General features: G+C 35.3%; 15 protein-coding genes. 6 read left to right on the top strand and 9 right to left on the bottom strand.

Annotated features, from left to right (window positions below):
- Nucleotides 1–58: 58 nt before the first annotated feature.
- A complete protein-coding gene (locus JAZ75_RS25590) occupies nt 59–3,418 on the bottom strand; it encodes a DEAD/DEAH box helicase (RefSeq protein WP_208699451.1) in 3,360 nt (1,119 codons plus the stop codon).
- Nucleotides 3,419–3,669: 251 nt separating this feature from the next.
- Here JAZ75_RS25590 and JAZ75_RS25585 point away from each other — a divergent pair, with 251 nt between their 5' ends.
- The 3 genes from JAZ75_RS25585 to JAZ75_RS25575 are packed head-to-tail and all read left to right on the top strand — an operon-like array spanning nt 3,670 to nt 4,914.
- A complete protein-coding gene (locus JAZ75_RS25585) occupies nt 3,670–4,017 on the top strand; it encodes a DUF6249 domain-containing protein (RefSeq protein ID WP_132771887.1) in 348 nt (115 codons plus the stop codon).
- Nucleotides 4,017–4,562 carry an RNA polymerase sigma factor gene (locus JAZ75_RS25580; protein ID WP_183915473.1) on the top strand — a complete coding sequence of 182 codons (546 nt, stop codon included), beginning with the start codon at nt 4,017–4,019 and terminating at the stop codon, nt 4,560–4,562. Before JAZ75_RS25585 ends, JAZ75_RS25580 begins: the two co-directional genes overlap by 1 nt.
- A gap of 1 nt (nt 4,563) precedes the next feature.
- Nucleotides 4,564–4,914 (top strand): hypothetical protein, encoded by a 351-nt coding sequence (locus JAZ75_RS25575; RefSeq protein ID WP_132771885.1) that lies wholly within the window; start codon nt 4,564–4,566, stop codon nt 4,912–4,914.
- Nucleotides 4,915–4,955: 41 nt separating this feature from the next.
- Here JAZ75_RS25575 and JAZ75_RS25570 read toward each other — a convergent pair whose 3' ends face one another.
- The 4 genes from JAZ75_RS25570 to JAZ75_RS25555 form a co-directional block, all read right to left on the bottom strand.
- Nucleotides 4,956–5,555, bottom strand: a complete 600-nt coding sequence (locus tag JAZ75_RS25570) for a hypothetical protein (protein ID WP_132771884.1) — start codon at nt 5,553–5,555, stop codon at nt 4,956–4,958.
- Nucleotides 5,556–5,631: 76 nt separating this feature from the next.
- Nucleotides 5,632–6,117, bottom strand: coding sequence for a GNAT family N-acetyltransferase (locus tag JAZ75_RS25565; RefSeq protein WP_208699449.1), 486 nt, complete (start codon nt 6,115–6,117; stop codon nt 5,632–5,634).
- Nucleotides 6,118–8,196 (bottom strand): TonB-dependent receptor, encoded by a 2,079-nt coding sequence (locus tag JAZ75_RS25560; RefSeq protein ID WP_132771882.1) that lies wholly within the window; start codon nt 8,194–8,196, stop codon nt 6,118–6,120. It abuts the gene before it with no gap.
- Between the two features lie 65 nt (nt 8,197–8,261).
- On the bottom strand, nt 8,262–9,590 hold the full coding sequence (locus JAZ75_RS25555; RefSeq protein WP_132843923.1) for a BamA/TamA family outer membrane protein: 1,329 nt from the start codon (nt 9,588–9,590) through the stop codon (nt 8,262–8,264).
- Between the two features lie 278 nt (nt 9,591–9,868).
- Here JAZ75_RS25555 and JAZ75_RS25550 point away from each other — a divergent pair, with 278 nt between their 5' ends.
- Nucleotides 9,869–11,740 (top strand): M1 family metallopeptidase, encoded by a 1,872-nt coding sequence (locus JAZ75_RS25550; protein WP_208699447.1) that lies wholly within the window; start codon nt 9,869–9,871, stop codon nt 11,738–11,740.
- A gap of 192 nt (nt 11,741–11,932) precedes the next feature.
- Here JAZ75_RS25550 and JAZ75_RS25545 read toward each other — a convergent pair whose 3' ends face one another.
- Together JAZ75_RS25545 and JAZ75_RS25540 are read right to left on the bottom strand one after the other, a co-directional pair.
- On the bottom strand, nt 11,933–12,397 hold the full coding sequence (locus tag JAZ75_RS25545) for a hypothetical protein (protein WP_206368659.1): 465 nt from the start codon (nt 12,395–12,397) through the stop codon (nt 11,933–11,935).
- The gene (locus JAZ75_RS25540; RefSeq protein ID WP_206368662.1) at nt 12,397–12,966 is read right to left on the bottom strand and encodes a hypothetical protein; all 570 of its coding nucleotides are present in this window, start codon (nt 12,964–12,966) and stop codon (nt 12,397–12,399) included. The genes JAZ75_RS25545 and JAZ75_RS25540 overlap by 1 nt, the downstream gene beginning before the upstream one ends.
- A gap of 172 nt (nt 12,967–13,138) precedes the next feature.
- Between JAZ75_RS25540 and JAZ75_RS25535 the strand changes: the two genes are divergently transcribed.
- Entirely contained in the window at nt 13,139–14,830 is a 1,692-nt protein-coding gene (locus JAZ75_RS25535; RefSeq protein WP_132771878.1) for a sodium/sugar symporter, read from the top strand.
- Between the two features lie 573 nt (nt 14,831–15,403).
- Entirely contained in the window at nt 15,404–15,982 is a 579-nt protein-coding gene (locus JAZ75_RS25530) for a hypothetical protein (protein ID WP_021190910.1), read from the top strand.
- A gap of 98 nt (nt 15,983–16,080) precedes the next feature.
- On the opposite strand, the gene JAZ75_RS25525 is transcribed toward JAZ75_RS25530, so the two are convergent.
- Both JAZ75_RS25525 and JAZ75_RS25520 read right to left on the bottom strand, forming a co-directional pair.
- Nucleotides 16,081–16,659 (bottom strand): hypothetical protein, encoded by a 579-nt coding sequence (locus JAZ75_RS25525; protein ID WP_021190911.1) that lies wholly within the window; start codon nt 16,657–16,659, stop codon nt 16,081–16,083.
- A gap of 184 nt (nt 16,660–16,843) precedes the next feature.
- Nucleotides 16,844–17,596, bottom strand: coding sequence for a DUF1080 domain-containing protein (locus JAZ75_RS25520; RefSeq protein WP_208699445.1), 753 nt, complete (start codon nt 17,594–17,596; stop codon nt 16,844–16,846).
- Between the last annotated feature and the right edge of the window lie 420 nt (nt 17,597–18,016).

Genomic DNA, 18,016 nt, shown 5'->3' with positions numbered 1-18,016 from the left:
GTATGTTTTAAGGGCATAGATGAGCTCTTTACATTCGCTTTGTATGTAGCAATTCGATTTATTGAAATAAGCTCAGTAGGCGTTCTTTATTCATAAAGTCTGCAATCGGATTATAAGTACTGGAAATGATGTTATCTGCTATTGCTGTTTTATTGGCTTGCAGTTTCATGATTTTATCCTCCACAGTATCCGGGCAGATTAAGCGTATCGCGGTGACATCTTTTGCTTGACCTATTCGAAAGGCGCGGTCGATAGCTTGCGCTTCAACTGCAGGATTCCACCAAGGATCAACCAAATATACTAAGCTCGCCGCTGTAAGATTTAAGCCCGTTCCACCTGCTTTTAAACTTATCAGTATGACTCGCTGTGCTTCATTTTCTTGAAATTGCGTTACAATATGTTGTCTATCTCTTGTCTGTCCTGTTAATTTTAGCACTTTGATATTATGTTTGGCTAAAGCTGTTTCGATTAGATTTAACATGCTCACAAATTGCGAAAAGATGATGATTTTCTGATATGGACTTTTGTCGAGTACTTGTTCGATAAGCATTTCAATCTTGCATGCATCTTGTTCTACACTTAGATCATCTGTTTTTAGCAATTTTGTTGAATTGCAGATCTGACGTAATTTGGTCAATCCTTTTAATACATGCATAGGACTCTTGCGTATTTCATCTCCATCTTTGACCGAGATAAATTCCCGAAATTCCTTTTCGTAAGTATCGTAGATATGTCTTTGAGCAGGCTTCATTTCGCAATAAAGTACGATTTCATTTTTTGCTGGCAACTCTTTGGCAACGTCCGTTTTTGTACGTCGCAAAATAAAAGGTTTTACTTTGCGTTGCAATTCTTCCAATCTTTTTTTATTGCTGAATCCATCAATAGGCGTAGTATAGACATCTTTAAAATATTTTTTCGAACCTAATAATCCGGGATTGGCGAACGACAGTTGCGCAAACAAATCCATGGTGCTGTTCTCGATCGGTGTACCTGTAATTACAATACGATTACGAGAACTGAGTTTGGTAACAGCTTGGTAACGTTGTGATTCGGGGTTTTTAATCTGCTGTGACTCATCTAGGAAAATATAATTGAAAGTGTGTTTTTTTAAGTGATTAATATCGGTCAATAAATTATGGTAAGAAACTAGTATCAGGTCATATTGATCGAATCCAAAGGTGTTTTTTTGACGATCTGCACCTTGTAATATAAGTACCTTAATGGAAGGTGCAAATTTCTCCAATTCGTTTTTCCAATTGAAAATTAGCGTGGTTGGAAGTACCAGTAAATTGCAATTGTTTTTTACTTTTTTACGTTGATCTAAAATAAAAGCAATGACCTGAATGGTTTTTCCGAGTCCCATATCGTCCGCTAAGCAACCACCAAAATTGAATTCATCTAAGAAATTTAGCCAATTCAATCCATCATGTTGGTAATTACGGAGTTCGCCGATAAAATCTTTTGATAATATTACGGGTTTGACCTGATCGATGTTGCGTATTTTACTTTTAATTTCTTCCAAACGTTCTTTTGCTATTTGGGATAACCATTGTTCCTCAAAATATTGATCAATGGCTGTATAATTTGTTTCTGCAATCTGTAAGTGGCTGTCATCAATGATTTCGCCTGCTAAAAAGAACTGTTCAAATTTATTCAACCATTCTTCGGGCAATATACCTTGCGTACCATCATCTAGTGTAATGAATTTTGATTTATTACGAATAGCTTTTTGAAGGTTTTTAAGCGAACCTTTACTTTTACCAAACTGCAGATCCACATTTACATTAAACCAATTCTGTCCACTGAGCACATGAATTGCTATTTTACCTTTAAAGGAGTTGAATTTATTTGCTTTTATTTCGTTAAATCCGATGATGGAAATATGATGATTGCGCCAATCTTCAAACACATTTAAGAACCAGTCCAGTTCAAGGAAATGTTTACGATGCAGATAGAAGTGCTGAAAATCTTCATCAAGTTGCTCCTGGAAATAGGGATGTTGCTTAATGATCAAGCTGATGATCTTGAGTTCTGCTTCGAGATCCCGTTTCACTAAAAATTTTTGTCCATTTTTATCAAATCCGAAGATAGATCTTCTGCTTCGAACAGGAACTTCTACATCCGCATATCGCATGGTCGGAATGAGATTGATATAATCACCAGATTCTTCAAGATAGATAATCGATTCGGTGTCGTTATAAAACTGTTGTTCTTTGATTTGTTTACTATTTGCTTTGGGAATATGTAGATAGTTGACTTCTACAATCTCCTCCATTGCTACTAAAAAATCCTTGTTAAAACCTTCGAATTTGGACTGATGTACGATAAGGTGATCTGCTGTCGTGTTGAAAAGTTTGAACAGGGCAAGGATTTGTGCATGCTCTATAAAATAGAAATGTTGCTGTAACTGAATGAAATAATCAAAGACTACAGGAAGCTGCTGTAAAGCGTGATCTTGTCCAGCGATTTGAATTGAGCTTCTAACAGTGAAAAATCTCCCGACGCGATCGATGTCAATTCGGATTGTTTTGGGTAGTTCTCTTAATGTGATCTGCGTCAGACTATTTGCCCCGATAGTTTGCGATAAGGATTTATCATGTTGATAGATTTCCAGTCCTAGTGGATTTTTAATCAGCTTTTTAAAGGCGGTGATCTGTTGTTTGCTTTCTTCTATTGTGTTCTGCCCTAAAAAATGAAGTGCGGTAAAAAATTGACTTTCTGTAATATCTTTACTTTTCCAGATCATTTCCTCACATGAAAGTTGCTGTACTGGGTTTTTTAGCGAACCATTTTTAGCGCGGGGTGCACGATAGAGTAACACCTGAGGGTGTTTATAGTATTTATGCTCTTTAAGTACTAGAATGTTGCTTAGCTGTTCTAATTCCTTATTGTTGCGTTTTAAATCAGGATTTGTTGCGGTGTTAAGAATATCTTGAGATAAATCTAGTAAATTATCCTGTTTTTTGATGGTTTTTACAACACCGTCAATGCATTGAATTTCGAAATAATCCTCGAGTTGCTGTTCATCTTCTATCCCATATTTAACTGCTATTTTAGTTAGATAATTCTGATAAGCATGATCGGAGAAAAATAAATATACCTGATCATTTTTAAAGATTTCATTCAGAACTAGCTTTTGATGGATACAGAATTCTTCGCTTTCAGAGCAATTGCACAGTAATGAGAGTACGGGAGTGTCATAAACGACAATGATATCGTAGGAAATACCTAGGGAGAGGATAGAGAAATGGCCTTCATTTTTCTTTAGTGTCAATATGCGGATTGGAGCGTTGCTATCGGATAAGTTTGACATCCAAGAATAAAAGCTGTATCGATTTTCATTGTTAAAATGAATATCTGAGAATCGAAACTGGTGAAAATCATCTGAACCCTGTGGCAAAACGTCTTTTGTATACATGCTACTCAAACTTAGATAAATTTGTTTTATTTACAATTTTAATTCCGTCATATAAAACCAATTTTATTCTTCAATATTTATGGTCAGAGTCTTTAAAACTGTTATATCAGTATGAATATAAGCGCAACGATGTAAATTCGTTTTCCAGAAATATTTTTTGTTAAAAGACTAAAAAAGCATTTTTTAAAATTTATAGTGCTAAGTTGTAACATTTGATGATCGGTCTGCATCTAATGAGAAAAATATAAATTATGGAAAAGGAAACAATGGGTGCGATTATGTTCGTATCATTTTTTAGTACAATTTTCTTCACGCTTTATTACTATTTTCAAGCAAGAAATAAAGAGCGTATGGCCTTGATCGAAGCAGGGCTGGACTTATCGCAATTTTATAAAAAACAAGTTCGAATTTCACACTGGTTACGTTTAGGTGTATTTATAGTAGGAATTGGCATCGGGCTGTTGATAGTTGGTTTAATTTCGCAATATCAGACCGAAAATATTGTCGGTGTACTTAAAGTTTCGATTATTGTACTTTGTGGCGGTATTGCCATGATTGTTGCTAATTATGTAGATAAACCTAAGCAGGATAGGGATTGATGGATCAACAGTATATTGATAAAGTTTTAGCGGGAGATCGCGATTCCTTTCGATATTTTTTGCAAAAATATCAGGATATGGTCTTTTCTGTTGCAATGAGTATTGTGAAAAACGAATCGCTTGCAGAAGAAGTCGCGCAGGATGCTTTTGTCAAATGTTACCATAAACTCGACACGTTTAATCAGCAGTCCAAATTTAGCAGTTGGTTATATCGAATTGTCGTCAATACAGCCTTTATGCAATTGCGAAAGATTAAGATTGAAGTCTTAGATTTTCAGTCAGATTATGATAAAGAGGTGATCGATGAAAGTGACCTGACTTTATTGGAGGAAGAAGAACGGAGTCAGATGATCAATGAAGCACTTTGTCTATTACCGGCAAATGAAAGTTTGGCTTTACGGTTATTTTATCTGGAGGAAGAAAGTATCAAAGAGGTTTCGATAATAACGGGCTGGACTGATGCAAATACAAGAGTGATCTTGCACCGGGGCCGTAAACGAATGTACGCCATATTGAAGGAATTAATGAATAAAGCAAATGTGTAGCATGGAAAATAATGATGAATTAATGAAGACATTAATGCAGAGCAGTAAACTTAAAATGCCTTTTTCTGATTTTGAAAGTCGTGTAATGCAAACAATCGAACAGGATGAAAAAAAAGCGGTTGCTGTTTTAGAGGATCGTAAGAGAGGAATTTATTTTTTCTTAGCAGGAATGATATTTGGGCTTGGACTGAACTATCTACTCAGCAAGTCATGGAAAGACCTCCAATTCAATTTACCGCAGCAGGAAAATGCCTTGTTAGTTTCTCAGATCATCTATGCGATATTGATCCTGTTTTTTATAGAAAGGCTTGTTAAGCTATATCACTTGAACCGTCAGATTAAAGGTTTATAAAATAGAAAAGGAGAATACATCTTGTATTCTCCTTTTCTATTTTATCCTCTTTCGCGCTCTAGTAAGATCATCATCATAAAACAAAGAATAAGTCTTGTTTCATCCTTTGGGTTGATATCCGCGAGTTTGTCCAATGTAAATTTTCGGCCGAAAAAAGAAGGTTTTTTCTTGAGCTGTAATATTTTATTTCCTTCTTTATCATACATGGTGTATGAGGGGTTGAATACATATCCGGTGAGAATATTGAGTATCGGTATTTCTCCTAAAAAGCTGTCGCCAACTTTTACCCAGCCATTGTCTTCTTTGATGGTATAATCTTCAAGACCATCTATGTCTAAAGCATTGTAATTAGCTTTCCATATCGATCTCATTCCTTTTCGGCCTACTTTACCAATCGTTTCAGTAGTTCTGGTATCTGTAAAAGTATAATTTGCATTAAAATCTAACCAACGGTCTGCTTTTATACCATACTGCTGTTCTGATCTACTTTCGTCTGAAAAGATCATAATTTCATCTTTAAGCTTGAACAGTTTTTGACGAACATAAAAGAGTGTACGATCCTCACTATCCTTAATGGTGAAGTCATTATGAAAAGTCGAAATTTTAAATAGAAAGTTTAATGGATAATTGAAATTGCTCATGGTATCTAAATGCTCTTTTTGTAAAGCTATTATTTTTAAAGGTATGTATAATTATTTATATTGTGTTGTAGGTAGTTTAATCTGTATTCGTTTTTAAACGGTATGCAAAGACAAGCATGTGCTTCATCTGCAGTCCGTTCTCTATAATAGGGTCAGCATAATTTTCCATAAAGAAGTTATGACGGATGTGATTCATTTCAAAACCATTGCGCATATAGAATCGATGCTGTTGAAAGCCTACATCCGCAGTACCAACCCAGATATGCAGTAAATTTTCTTCCTGTGCATGGGATTTTAAGAAAGACAGCATGTCGCTGCCCAGACCTTGCGCTTGGTACTGTGCTGTGATCGCAATATTTTTTAGTTCAACCGTATCTGAATTTATTTGTTTTACTGCCATGACTCCAACAATCTCGTTAGTTATTCGATGTACTAATGTAAAGATGGTACATGTCGAAATATACTTGTCGATAGCTTCTTTCGTCTCATCTGCCAATAACAGTAAATCGTAAGGTATAGCTTCATCAGTTGAATGTTTTCTGATGATATAGTCCCGTTTCATTTAATAACTTAGTTTTAGTCCAGCGAAAAAATTTCGTGTTGGTGCGGCATTGTAATATCTATTCCCAAATGCATTAATGTCATTTCCTAAACTGTATTTTTCATTCAGTAGGTTATCCACTCCGAGGTATACATTTGCCATGAATTTAGTTGAAAATTTGAATCCCCATTGGATCTTTGCCTGAACCAGATGATAGGAATCTGCAAATGCTGTATTTGCATCATTTAGCGGGATTTTTGACGTATAATTATGTTGCACATGGAGACCAAGTTGATGGGCAAAATCTAGGTTTAAAGCATGAACAATAATCCAGTCTGGTACTGCAGTAAGTTTATTATCATCATAATTGTTATTCCCTATCTCATAATCTTTAAATCGGTAATGATTGTAGGTCACGCTCGAATTGATGTACAGCGCCTGCACCAACTTTTCTGAAGAAGGCTTTATAATGTACCCCATAATGGAACTCTCAATTCCACTTTGGTTTACCTTTCCAGCATTTTGGTAATATTCTACCGCATTTGCATTTAACTGGCGAATAATGGCATTATTCATTTTGTACTGATAGTAGGATATATCGGTAATAAAACGACGGTTCATCCATTCCCATCGTAATCCGATCTCTTTGTTGTAACCAGATTCCGGTTTCAGAGCTGTGTTGATGATATTGTCTGATGATCGGACTTCAGCAATTGTAGGAGCTGAGAATCCAGAGGAAATGGAACCTCGGATGGCTAGTTTTGGTGTAAGCAGATAGGATGCCGCAAACTTCGGCATCCACGTTGTTCCAAAAGAGATTCGTTCTTTTTGTTGCGAGGTTTGAGGATATACTTGTCTATAAGCAATTTGATTCTGGTTTAACCCAAGAGCACCCTCCACGGTCAATTTTTCTGCAAGAATAATTTTACCTCTTACAAAATAGAAATTCTGCCAATTTTCCAATTTATCTTCTGCTTGAGGATCTGTGGAAACTCCGTTTTTATTATCATAATTAGCAATATCATACCAACCTTTTTGACCTTCTGTACCAATTTGCAATTGCCAATTCAATTGATCCTGCGATTCGTAAGAAAAATAGCTTCGGTACCCTAAGTTTTGTTCATCTCTATATTCATAATTACTGATAAATGGATTTTCTATTTTTGATGATGAGCCAAAAATAGTGGTCGTATTGGATAGTTTATTACTTATGTTGATTTTATGGGATATTCCTCCGAAAAAGGTTTTATTATCAATCGCCGCTTTTTGTTGTTTAGCCGATGGTGTGGCTGGAGTAGCGGGACGTGCCATACGTGGGTTTTCCTGATATTGTTCTAGCGTAAGTCCTCCTGGTGTTTGATAATTCAAATCACTATAAAGGGCAAAGACTTTAAGACTTGCTTGTGGATGATAGTTCCATAGGTGTGCTGTTTGAATAGTTTTTTTATTTAAAGCCGAATTTTCTCGATAACCATCGGATCTTGTAAAACTTTGATCAAGGGAAAATTGATATTTTTGGTTGATCTGCTGTAGTATCGAAAGTTGTTGTTGTGCGAATCCAAAAGATCCACCAGCAAGGTTAAGTGAGGTTTTCGATAACGGACTATGTTGAAAGCCATTAGGTTTAATCATGAGTACACCTCCCGAGTTCGGTCCGAAAATAGATCCATCAGGACCTTTTAGAACTTCAATTTGCGAAATGGAAGCCGGATCAATAAGATTGAGGTAAGTATTCCCACCTGCGTCTGTTATTGGAAATTCATCGACATATATTTTCACATTACGGATACCAAAAGGAGAACGGATTAAACTACCACGAAGGGCCAAACGGTAGCTTCCTGGTGAGCGTTCTTCCATCCGTAAGCCCGGAACGGTATTCAAGCTCGGTAATAAAGTTGCTCCATTTTGACTAAGAATTGCTTTCTGCCCGACTATAGAAACAGATCCTGGTGTTGTTAATAGGGGCTGTTCTGTAAAATAGCCAGACACTTTTGCTGTTTCTAATTGATAGGATGTAATGGTATCTTTACTAACCTCCTGTGCATATAGAGAAGGTGAAAATAGTATTAATGCGTAGAAAGCAGATTTAAAAACAGACATATGATATTGGGGCTCAAAAACAATTTGCCCCTAAAATAATGAAAAACTTCAATTAAGCCTGCTTTTTAAAAGGTTTCATTTAATCCAAGGAATAGACCTCTTTGATGATACCCACCAAAAGCATAATCAATACATAAATTAGTGCGTGTGGCTTTATTAAACAGAATACGTAATCCTGCTCCTCCAGCAGCTCTCCAAGATTGAAATAATTTGCTGTCCATATCGTTATTGGTCGATTGGATATTAAAAAAGGTTGCTCCACTGATAAATTTATTACGAAGTATCGGGAACCGGTATTCTGCCTCATTATAGAAGTAAGATAAGCCTTTGAAAAACCCAAGCGTATAACCGCGCCCTGACCGTGCATAACTATCTTTGGCAGTTCCTGGTAGATCAAGATAAGGTAGTCTTCCTGCTATACGGTAAGATCCATAATTCCATAATGCAAGTACATGTTCAGGGTTTTCCTCAGAAAGACTAATGTATTTTCTAAAATCTGTGGTAAGCTGAATTGCATTCTTACTACTGCCCATCCACTCCTGGTTCATACGAATTCCAATATCCGAATAAATTCCTTTATACGCACGATTTGGATTATCACGTGTCATATACTGAACATTAAACAGGAGACCATTTGAATTGAATTTTTCAGGATCAAAACCATAACGTTTACTATAGACGTAATTTGGATTGTCATTGTTTTCGGTTGATGCTTTGATATTTCTGCGAATGTCAAATGCAAAACCAGCACCCAGAAAAAGATTATCTGAAACCCGTTTATAGAGCTTTTCATTGATGCTAAAGGATGTATACTTGTAGACAAACATGTTTTTGTCTGGGTTAGCAAGAATATCATCATCATTTTGTCCAGAAAAAGTTTTAGTCATTCCTAAGCCGGCATCTGGATTGACCATTTTTACAATAGCCCATCCTCCCTGGATATTCCATTTATTCTCTCTGGTATAGATGTTATGGCTTACGTAAAAAACCATAATACCTTTTGTTGTTACTGAAGCTGTTGATGCCGCTGTAGACATTGTGGTATTCGATTTATCTCCCAGTACAATGCCTGCAACTCCCTTTATTCCGATTTGAGCTCCAATAGTGGGATTTAAGGCCACACCAGGCATCAGGGTAATTCCAGAACGTTTTTTATTTGGGTTTCGCTCTCTTTTTGGATGAAGAATGTTGCGAAATAAATCGGATATATCATATTGATAAGAAGCGTTAGAATCAATTTTATGCTGCATATAGGTGGATTTTGATTCTAATCTAGAAGAGTCCGATACAATAGTGACCTGAGCAAGAACTGGGGTGATATGAGTTGCGAACAAAAGTAATAAGGAAACTAAAGTTATGTTAACAGCTTTAAAATGAGGTAAATATCTTTTCATGTATCAAGTTTATATTGCAACATATGAGTATAAAATTTAACGTTTTAGTCATATAGATAGTATGCAAACTTAGATAAATTTGTTTGTATTTTTTTTATTTGGCACTCATGATTCTTATACAATTATCGATATCTCTTTGGTATCTAGAATTATTTTATTGAGGAAATACGGTTAAAAGTAAGACTTGCGATATTTTTTAGCCAGTAATTTTTAATATACGACACATCTCCTTGTTGTACGACGTTTAGGAACTGCTTATCTTTAGCAAAAAAAAGTACATGAAAATAAAGATTCTCTTCAGTCTGGTTTACATTGTCGTCTGTAACATATTCCTGCACGCTCAGGAATTATATACTCCTCGTCATATTAAGCAGGCTTATAAAAATGAAACGCGAAGTTTAACCGGTGCACCAGGTGCAAAATATTGGCAAAACAGAGCGCAATATCACATACAGGTAACGGTAAACCCAGAAACAAAAATTGTTTCTGGAAAAGAACGTATTCAATATGAGAACAATAGTCCTAATGCATTAAAAGATCTTGTTATTCATTTTGCTAATAATGTACATAAACCTACAGCCACAAGAGCTGCGGACGTCAGTACAGATTTTCTCACTTCGGGACTGAAGTTGAAGTCGTTTAAAGTAGATAATAAAGTGTATGTTATCGATAGTAAGGACTGGACTACCGCCAATCGCATTAAGTTGAATAAACCTGTTGATCCCAAATCTTCTGTCACAGTCGAAATGGAATGGGAATATCCATTGTCATTATCCAGTGACCGTGAGGGGCAGATTGATCCTGGTACCTATTTCTGTGCGTATGCATACCCGCGTATAGCAGTTTATGATGATTATAATGGATGGGATGTCTTGGAACATAACGGCCGTCAGGAATTTTATAATGATTTCAATGATTATAAAGTTGAAATCCGCGTTCCAAAAAATTATGTAGTATGGGCTACAGGAAGTTTTCTAAACCCTGAAGAGGTACTGCAAGCTGAAACATTAGACCGTTTTAAAAAATCTTTGATTTCGGACCAAGTGATTACGGTTGCAAATTTAAAAGAAATGGAGACACAAAAGGTGACAAAACAGCATGACTGGAACATCTGGAAGTTTGAAGCAGATCATATCGTTGATTTTTGTTTTGCTTTGAGTGATCATTATGTGTGGGATGCTTCTAGTGTTCAATTGAAAAGTAAAAGAGTAAGTGTTCAGGCGGCTTATCTGAATGGGACTAAGGATTTCGAGCAATATGTAGGTTGGGAGCGTTACTGTATTGACTGGTTCTCTAAAAATTGGCCAGGAGTAGAATATCCATTTCCAACGATGACTGCAATTCAAGGATTTGCGGATATGGAATACCCGATGATGGTCAATGATAGCAGTGTGCCGGATAACTTGATGGATGCTAGACAAACTGTAGACCATGAAATTGCCCATACTTATTTTCCTTTTTATATGGGAACTAATGAAACCCGTTATGCTTTTATGGATGAAGGTTGGGCTACAGCTTTGGAATTGCTTATTGGAATGGATGAAAATGGAGAGGAAGCTGCTAAGCAATTGTTTAAAGAATTTCGGGTAAAAGGATGGATTCAGGATCCTGCTACTGAACAAGATCAGCCATTGATTTCTTTGTCATCACAATTGAGCGGTAAGGGTTATGGTAATAATGCCTATATCAAATCGGCATTATCTTATTTGGCACTGAAAGATTATCTAGGGGACGAAGCATTCAGAAAAGCTTTACATCATTATATGGATAATTGGAACGGGAAGCATCCGACTCCTTGGGATTATTTTTATTCCTTCAATACAGGATCTGGAAAAAATCTCAATTGGTTCTGGAATAACTGGTATTTTAGTAATCATTATATCGATCTGAAGGTGTCTAAGGTCAGTCAAAAAAATAAAACCATTAGTTTAGAGATTGAAAATAATGGTGGATTTGCAATTCCATTTGATGTGATATTGACTTATGTGGACGGTGAAAAAGAAAAAATTCATTTTACACCACAAGTTTGGGAGAGTAATCAGGCTGTTACTACATTAAAACTGAAAACTAAAGCAAAGGTGAAAGAAGTTGAGCTTGATAATGATATATTTATGGATTATACCAGTGAGGATAATCGAGTAACACTTTAATGTTACTGTTTTGTAATCTCTGAGAAGATTTTGCATCTTACGGTTTGGGGCTGTTATTTCTCTTAAAAGCGGGAATAATAGTACTCAAACCGTTTTTTTGTGCTCTTATTTTCGATAAGGTTCTGAGATTTTTAGGGAAGAGAGCTGCTGCCTTTTATTGAAAAAGTAGACTATTTAGGTATTTGTTGATGACTAGGTATTTTTTTTCGATTTTCTTCTGGTGTTCTTAAATATCATACGGCGTAACTGAAAGAAACCCAGTGTCATTTTATGATTTGACCGAAGATAAGGTATGCTCATAATTACCAGTAATGATATGCACGCTGAAGTACCTAATGCACCGCCAAAACCATCAAAAAATTTACTGGTGTTGATATAGATCAGGCTGTATACAAGACCTGAAAGTGAAACTCCGATAAATGTAGACAATTGATTGCTCGAAACCATACCAACAAAAGAAGAACCTATAAAAATCAGTGGAATATGATTGACTAATTCTTTTGGAATATAAGAAGGAAAAAAGTGGACAAATCCAGCAACAATGCTGGTCAATAGGGATGAGGATAATACACCTCCAAGTTTCAGCTTATTGTTAAAATAATAAGTGAGTAAACTTCCGAAAATTCCTGTGAATATGAGAATCGCTGTAAATATCATTATCTAGAAAATAAAAATAGAATCAAGTAGGTAATGGTAACTCCGGCAAAAGCCAATGTTCCAAGTTTTCCGCCAATTCCGTTCAACAAACTTTTTGATATGATCAGCAGAATAGCCGTACAGATACTGGCTGCGAGAATGAAATAAATATCATGAGCTACTTTGGTATTGGACATACCTACGAATGCACCGCAATAAATAGCAGGAGGTAGATGGGGCAGATAACTTGACTTTTTGTTTAGGTACGGAATTAAGGCGCCGGTGAGCCCTACTAAACTTGCTGAAAATACCGAACCTAATCCAAATGCGTGATTTAAAAAATAACAACTTATTGCACCAATTGGAACCCATACGGCAATATAAACTTTTTCAAACGCTAATTTATTATGATGAACTGGCGACTTAAAAAAGGAGAAAAGTAATAAGAATGAAATTAGAATGATGAAGAATGATAGGGCAATAGTTGAGTTATTTTCCTTAAAGATTGCTAATAAAAATAATAATTGTATTACGAAAAGTAATAATAAAGAGGTATAACGAATAACTCTATTTGATGAGATTTTTGACATTATTGTGCAAAATTACAAAGAAAATTGGGAAAAAAACATAAAAATTGAACTATTTTGAGATGAGTGAAATTGATTATATAAGTTTTGCGTCTGTTTTTTTATGTGATTCTGCAATAAATATTTCTATATTTAGCCTCACATTTTTATATCAAAATCTAATTAATCTTAACTAATGAATACTATTTTAAGTACGAAGGATTATATTGTATTTTTTGTATACTTTATAATTGTTGCTTCATATGGTTTGTGGATCTACTACAAAAAGAAGTCAGCGTCAGAAGGAGCAAAGGACTATTTCTTGGCTGAGGGATCATTGACATGGTGGGCTATTGGTGCCTCCTTGATCGCTTCAAATATTTCTGCCGAACAATTCATTGGAATGAGCGGTTCGGGCTTTAAAATGGGACTTGCAATCGCAGCATATGAATGGATGGCCTCCATAACCCTGATTGTTGTAGCCATATTCTTTATGCCGGTCTATCTTAAGAATAAGATTTTTACCATGCCTCAGTTTTTAAATCAACGCTACAATAGTACTGTAGCGATGATCATGGCTGTATTTTGGTTAATGCTTTATATCGTGGTCAACTTAATGTCGATCTTATATCTTGGAGCTGTCGCTATCAGTGGTATTTCTGGTTTAGATTTGACTTTATGTATTATGTTATTGGCTGTTTTTGCTATCATCATCACATTAGGTGGTATGAAAGTTATTGGGTATACAGACGTTATTCAGGTATTTTTCTTAGTATTAGGAGGTTTGGTAGCTACCTACTTAGCACTTAATATCATTTCAGATGGTAATGGTGTTTTAGCTGGTTTTACCACTTTGCATAATGATGCTCCTGAACATTTCCATATGATATTCAAAACCGACAACCCTAATTATATGGACTTACCTGGTATCAGTGTTCTGATCGGAGGTATGTGGATAGCTAATTTAAGCTACTGGGGATGTAATCAGTATATTACACAGCGTGCATTGGGAGCTTCTTTGCCAACAGCAAGAAATGGTCTATTGTTTGCTGCATTTTTAAAACTCTTGATGCCAGTGATTGTTGTTATCCCAGGAATTGCTGTTTACTATATTGTAAATAAAAATTTAGGTGCTATTGATGCATCAAGCTTATTGACCTCAACTGGAGCACAGGATCCAAATAAAGCATATCCAGCGCTCTTAACTCTTTTGCCTGCAGGCTTAAAAGGTCTTTCATTTGCCGCATTGACTGCTGCAATCGTCGCTTCTTTAGCGGGGAAAGCAAACAGTATTGCGACCATTTTTACGTTAGATATTTACCAAAAAGCAATCAATAAAACTGCTTCTGAAAAGAATTTGGTGAATGTTGGAAAAATAGCTGTTATTGTTTCCATGATTTTAGGAACAGGATTGGCACTTATTTTAGGTGAATCGCTAATGGGAGAAGGAAAACAGGGATTCCAATACATTCAAGAGTATACAGGATTCGTTTCTCCGGGTATTTTTGCGATGTTTATTCTCGGGTTCTTTTGGAAAAAAACAACATCAAATGCAGCGATGTTCGCAACGATTGGAGGCTTTATTTTATCTGTACTATTCAAAAAGTTGCCAGATATGATGGACCTTTCTTTCTTATCAAGCACCGGATTCTCTGTGCTGAATCCAACAACAGGTATTTATGAAATTCCATTTATAGACAGGATGAGTTTTGTATTTATCATCTGTGTGATCTTCATGGTAATCATTAGTTTGATTGATAACAAACGTGGTATTGTCCCTAAAGGATTAGAAATTGATGCAAAAATGTTTAAATCTCATAATGGTTTTGTTATTGGATCATTATTAGTACTCATGATTGTGGTGGCCCTATATTCAATTTATTGGTAAGAACTACGTATGCACTATAATACAAGAAAAGGCACCCAATAGGGTGCCTTTTCTTGTATGCATTATTTTTATATTAATTTATAGCAATCGAGAAATCTTAATAGTAGTGGGATTGAAGCCATGTAGACATTTGATTTGATCGCATTTTTTTACATGCACTATTTATATAAAATGCATGCTATATTAAAATTTGTTAGATAATGACATTTTAAAAAAAATTATTAGTCTAGTCGTCAACTTTCACAACATGTTGTCAAATTCATGTTGTCTGTTTTTCATATTTGTAACGGCTTATGTAAAGATGGTGAACGGCTAGTATCTTATGATTTTTCCGACCTACTTGCCTGGCAAGTAGCACTGATAGAGAAATCTTCATGACTAATTTATTCTTGATACAATAAATTTAAGTGAGTTTTTTTGCTCTATGATAGATGCATGTTCTTGTTTATTTGTGAATGTAGTAGGTCGGTTTTTTATTTTCAATTTTTTATAGGGAAGTCAATTGATTTGGGAACATACTTAGTATAGCTAAAGCTTTTAATTACACGAAAAACTTATAAACATATAATAAGAATGAAAACATTAAGGCAAGATCGTTTTAAAACTCGTGTCATGAAGGAGTTTCAAACTCATAATCGGGAACAACCTTTAAAAAGCATTTTAAAAGTAAAACCTCCGGAACAATACTATGCACAGTTTACATCTCCTTTAAAAGGACTTGATTCTTACAGTGCTGTTGTGCGCGATGAAAAAGCCGATATACTTCGAATCTCATTAGTCAATATGGCGATTTATGAATTTTACTTGTTTGCGTTTGGTTTATCAGCAAATTTTCCTGTCTCACGTATTTTTATCTATGATGATAATCGGTGTCAGTATTTACATACTCAGGATTGTGGAGACTCCGCATTATGGAGGGAGAAGTATTTGTATTGCTATGAAATTACTTTACCTGCGGCAACTGAAAGAGAGGAGTATCAGCAGCGTATTTTAAATGATTTGGACAGTATGTTTCAGCTGGAGGTGAAAATCGAAAAAGAGCATGTTGTATCTGATATTTATTATAATGAAAAACTGGGTTGTCCAGTAGCAACAAGCTGGCATGAACAGACTGTGATGACAATAAAACCTAAGAACGTATTATGTTCATGATTGTTTAATGAAGTCTGTTTTATGATGAAAAAATTACGTGAATAAAAAAAGCACATAGATGAATATGTGCTTTTTTTATACGGTGTATAAATCTGTTTTTATCTCTGACCAGGTAAATAGATTTGGAATCCAAGTCCTACTCCTAAACCAGAAGACTTCTCACCTAAGTTAACGTTCGATTTGGTATAGTTATAACCGACAGTAGCCTCAAGTGCAACTGTTCTTGTAATAAAGTGTGCATAACCAAGATTTGCTCCTAAAGCTAAGGAAGCACCTTTTCCAACTGAACTACCTGCGATACCAATATCACCTTGTCCGAAGAAACGTCCTGACGAAGATGAACCTTCTGGGAAATAATATCTGACAAAAGGTGCAATACCATAATTCCATTCGTTATCATGATCTTTTACAGCAATAAATCCTAAGTTAGCTTGAGCTCCGATCGCGATACCATCAGAAACAAAATAACCTGCTCGAGGTTGTACGTTGATATTAAATGCTTTTCCTTCAAAACTATAACCAAGATTTGCTAAGGAACCACCAACCATCCAGTTACCTTTTTTTATTGGGGCAGTTCCAACATCTGCTGAACTTTGTGGAACAGTTTCGATTTTTTGTGCATTTGCGCCGAAAGCTATTCCCCCCATAATTGTAAGTAGTAATGCTAATTTCTTCATGATTCGTAAGTTTTCTATATAATTAACGATTGTTGTTTATTATATAACAGTAAACGAAATCAAAAGTTTTCTTTTTTTTGCTTGTAACTTACAATTAAGATCAGAAATTAATTATTTTTAATTTTTAGCTGTTAAATTTTCTGTTTTAAATTGCTCTTAAAAGAGCAGCAACGAATTTAAGTGGTTATTGTATTATTGTTTTTACGATTTGAGAAATGTGGGTAACACTTGGAGGAAGTTCAATTAATTGAAAATTTCTAAAATGTATTTCCGAACCTTCAGATTCAAGACATAGGTATCCTTTCTTGATAGTCGAATTGCGAATACCATTGACAAATTTTCCGTTCACAGTTAGTTTAATTGTACCGTCCACGCAGATGATCGTATATTTATTCCATTCTCCTTTCCCTTTAGCCCGATTCTCTATCGCTTTACTTCTTGTACCGCGTGGATTATCTGGTATTGTTTCCACACCGCCCACACCAAATAATTCGCCATGAACGTAAGCGATTGGCGGAACAACACCGTCTTTGGTATTCTGTTTTACCCAATCCAATTCCAGCATCTGCACTTCAACTCCTCCTGGAAGTCTTCCTATGGAATCGGGCTCTGCATCCGACCATACAAAGATACCCGAGTTACCTCCTGCATAGATATGCTTCCATTCGACATGGATAATAAAGTTTTCATATAGTTTTTCAGACCGCATGACACCGATAGGAAGCCCTGTACATATTAGTGATTTTCTATTTAAACGCCAAGTATCTTTGGCTGTGTTTACATTTAGCCAGTTGATTGAATTTTTCGTGGGCTTTTTTGATAAAAGTAGATCCTCAAGTTGTACTTCTTCGCCAAAAGATAAGGTTATTTTTTGAGCGTAGTTATGCTGACATAAAGCGAGCAAAAGAAAAAATAAACCGATAGTTTTAAGGTTCATATTGATGTAGTGAAACGGTTTGAAAAAGGTTAAATAAGGGTTATGATTAAAATACTGTGTACAAGCAAACTTAAATAAATTTGTAGTAATAAGCAATATAATTATAGCCAATTCTATTGCTCATCATCTGACCCAGTGGATATGCAGGCTGTCTCAGTATTTAGCCTTTTTAATTATTTTATTGATTTTTTTTTATTATAAAACTTTTGATAATCAATATTTTGGAGGGTGTTGTTGAGAGTGTGTATTTTGAACATTTACATGAAAAATGATCATTAAAGATGGTGATCACGACCATTATTTTTCTTATCTTTAGCAATAAGGGAACTTTTTTCAGTACGATAATATAGGAGAAAATTTCTTGGACATTAAACAATAAAAAGTTTAATGCATCTGCTCGGCTATCGGGCTCATTTATAA

Source organism: Sphingobacterium sp. UDSM-2020, from assembly GCF_016132525.1.
Taxonomy (GTDB): domain Bacteria; phylum Bacteroidota; class Bacteroidia; order Sphingobacteriales; family Sphingobacteriaceae; genus Sphingobacterium; species Sphingobacterium anhuiense.
Note: the sequence above shows the minus strand (reverse complement) of the source record. Positions and strands in the feature narration are given on the sequence as shown.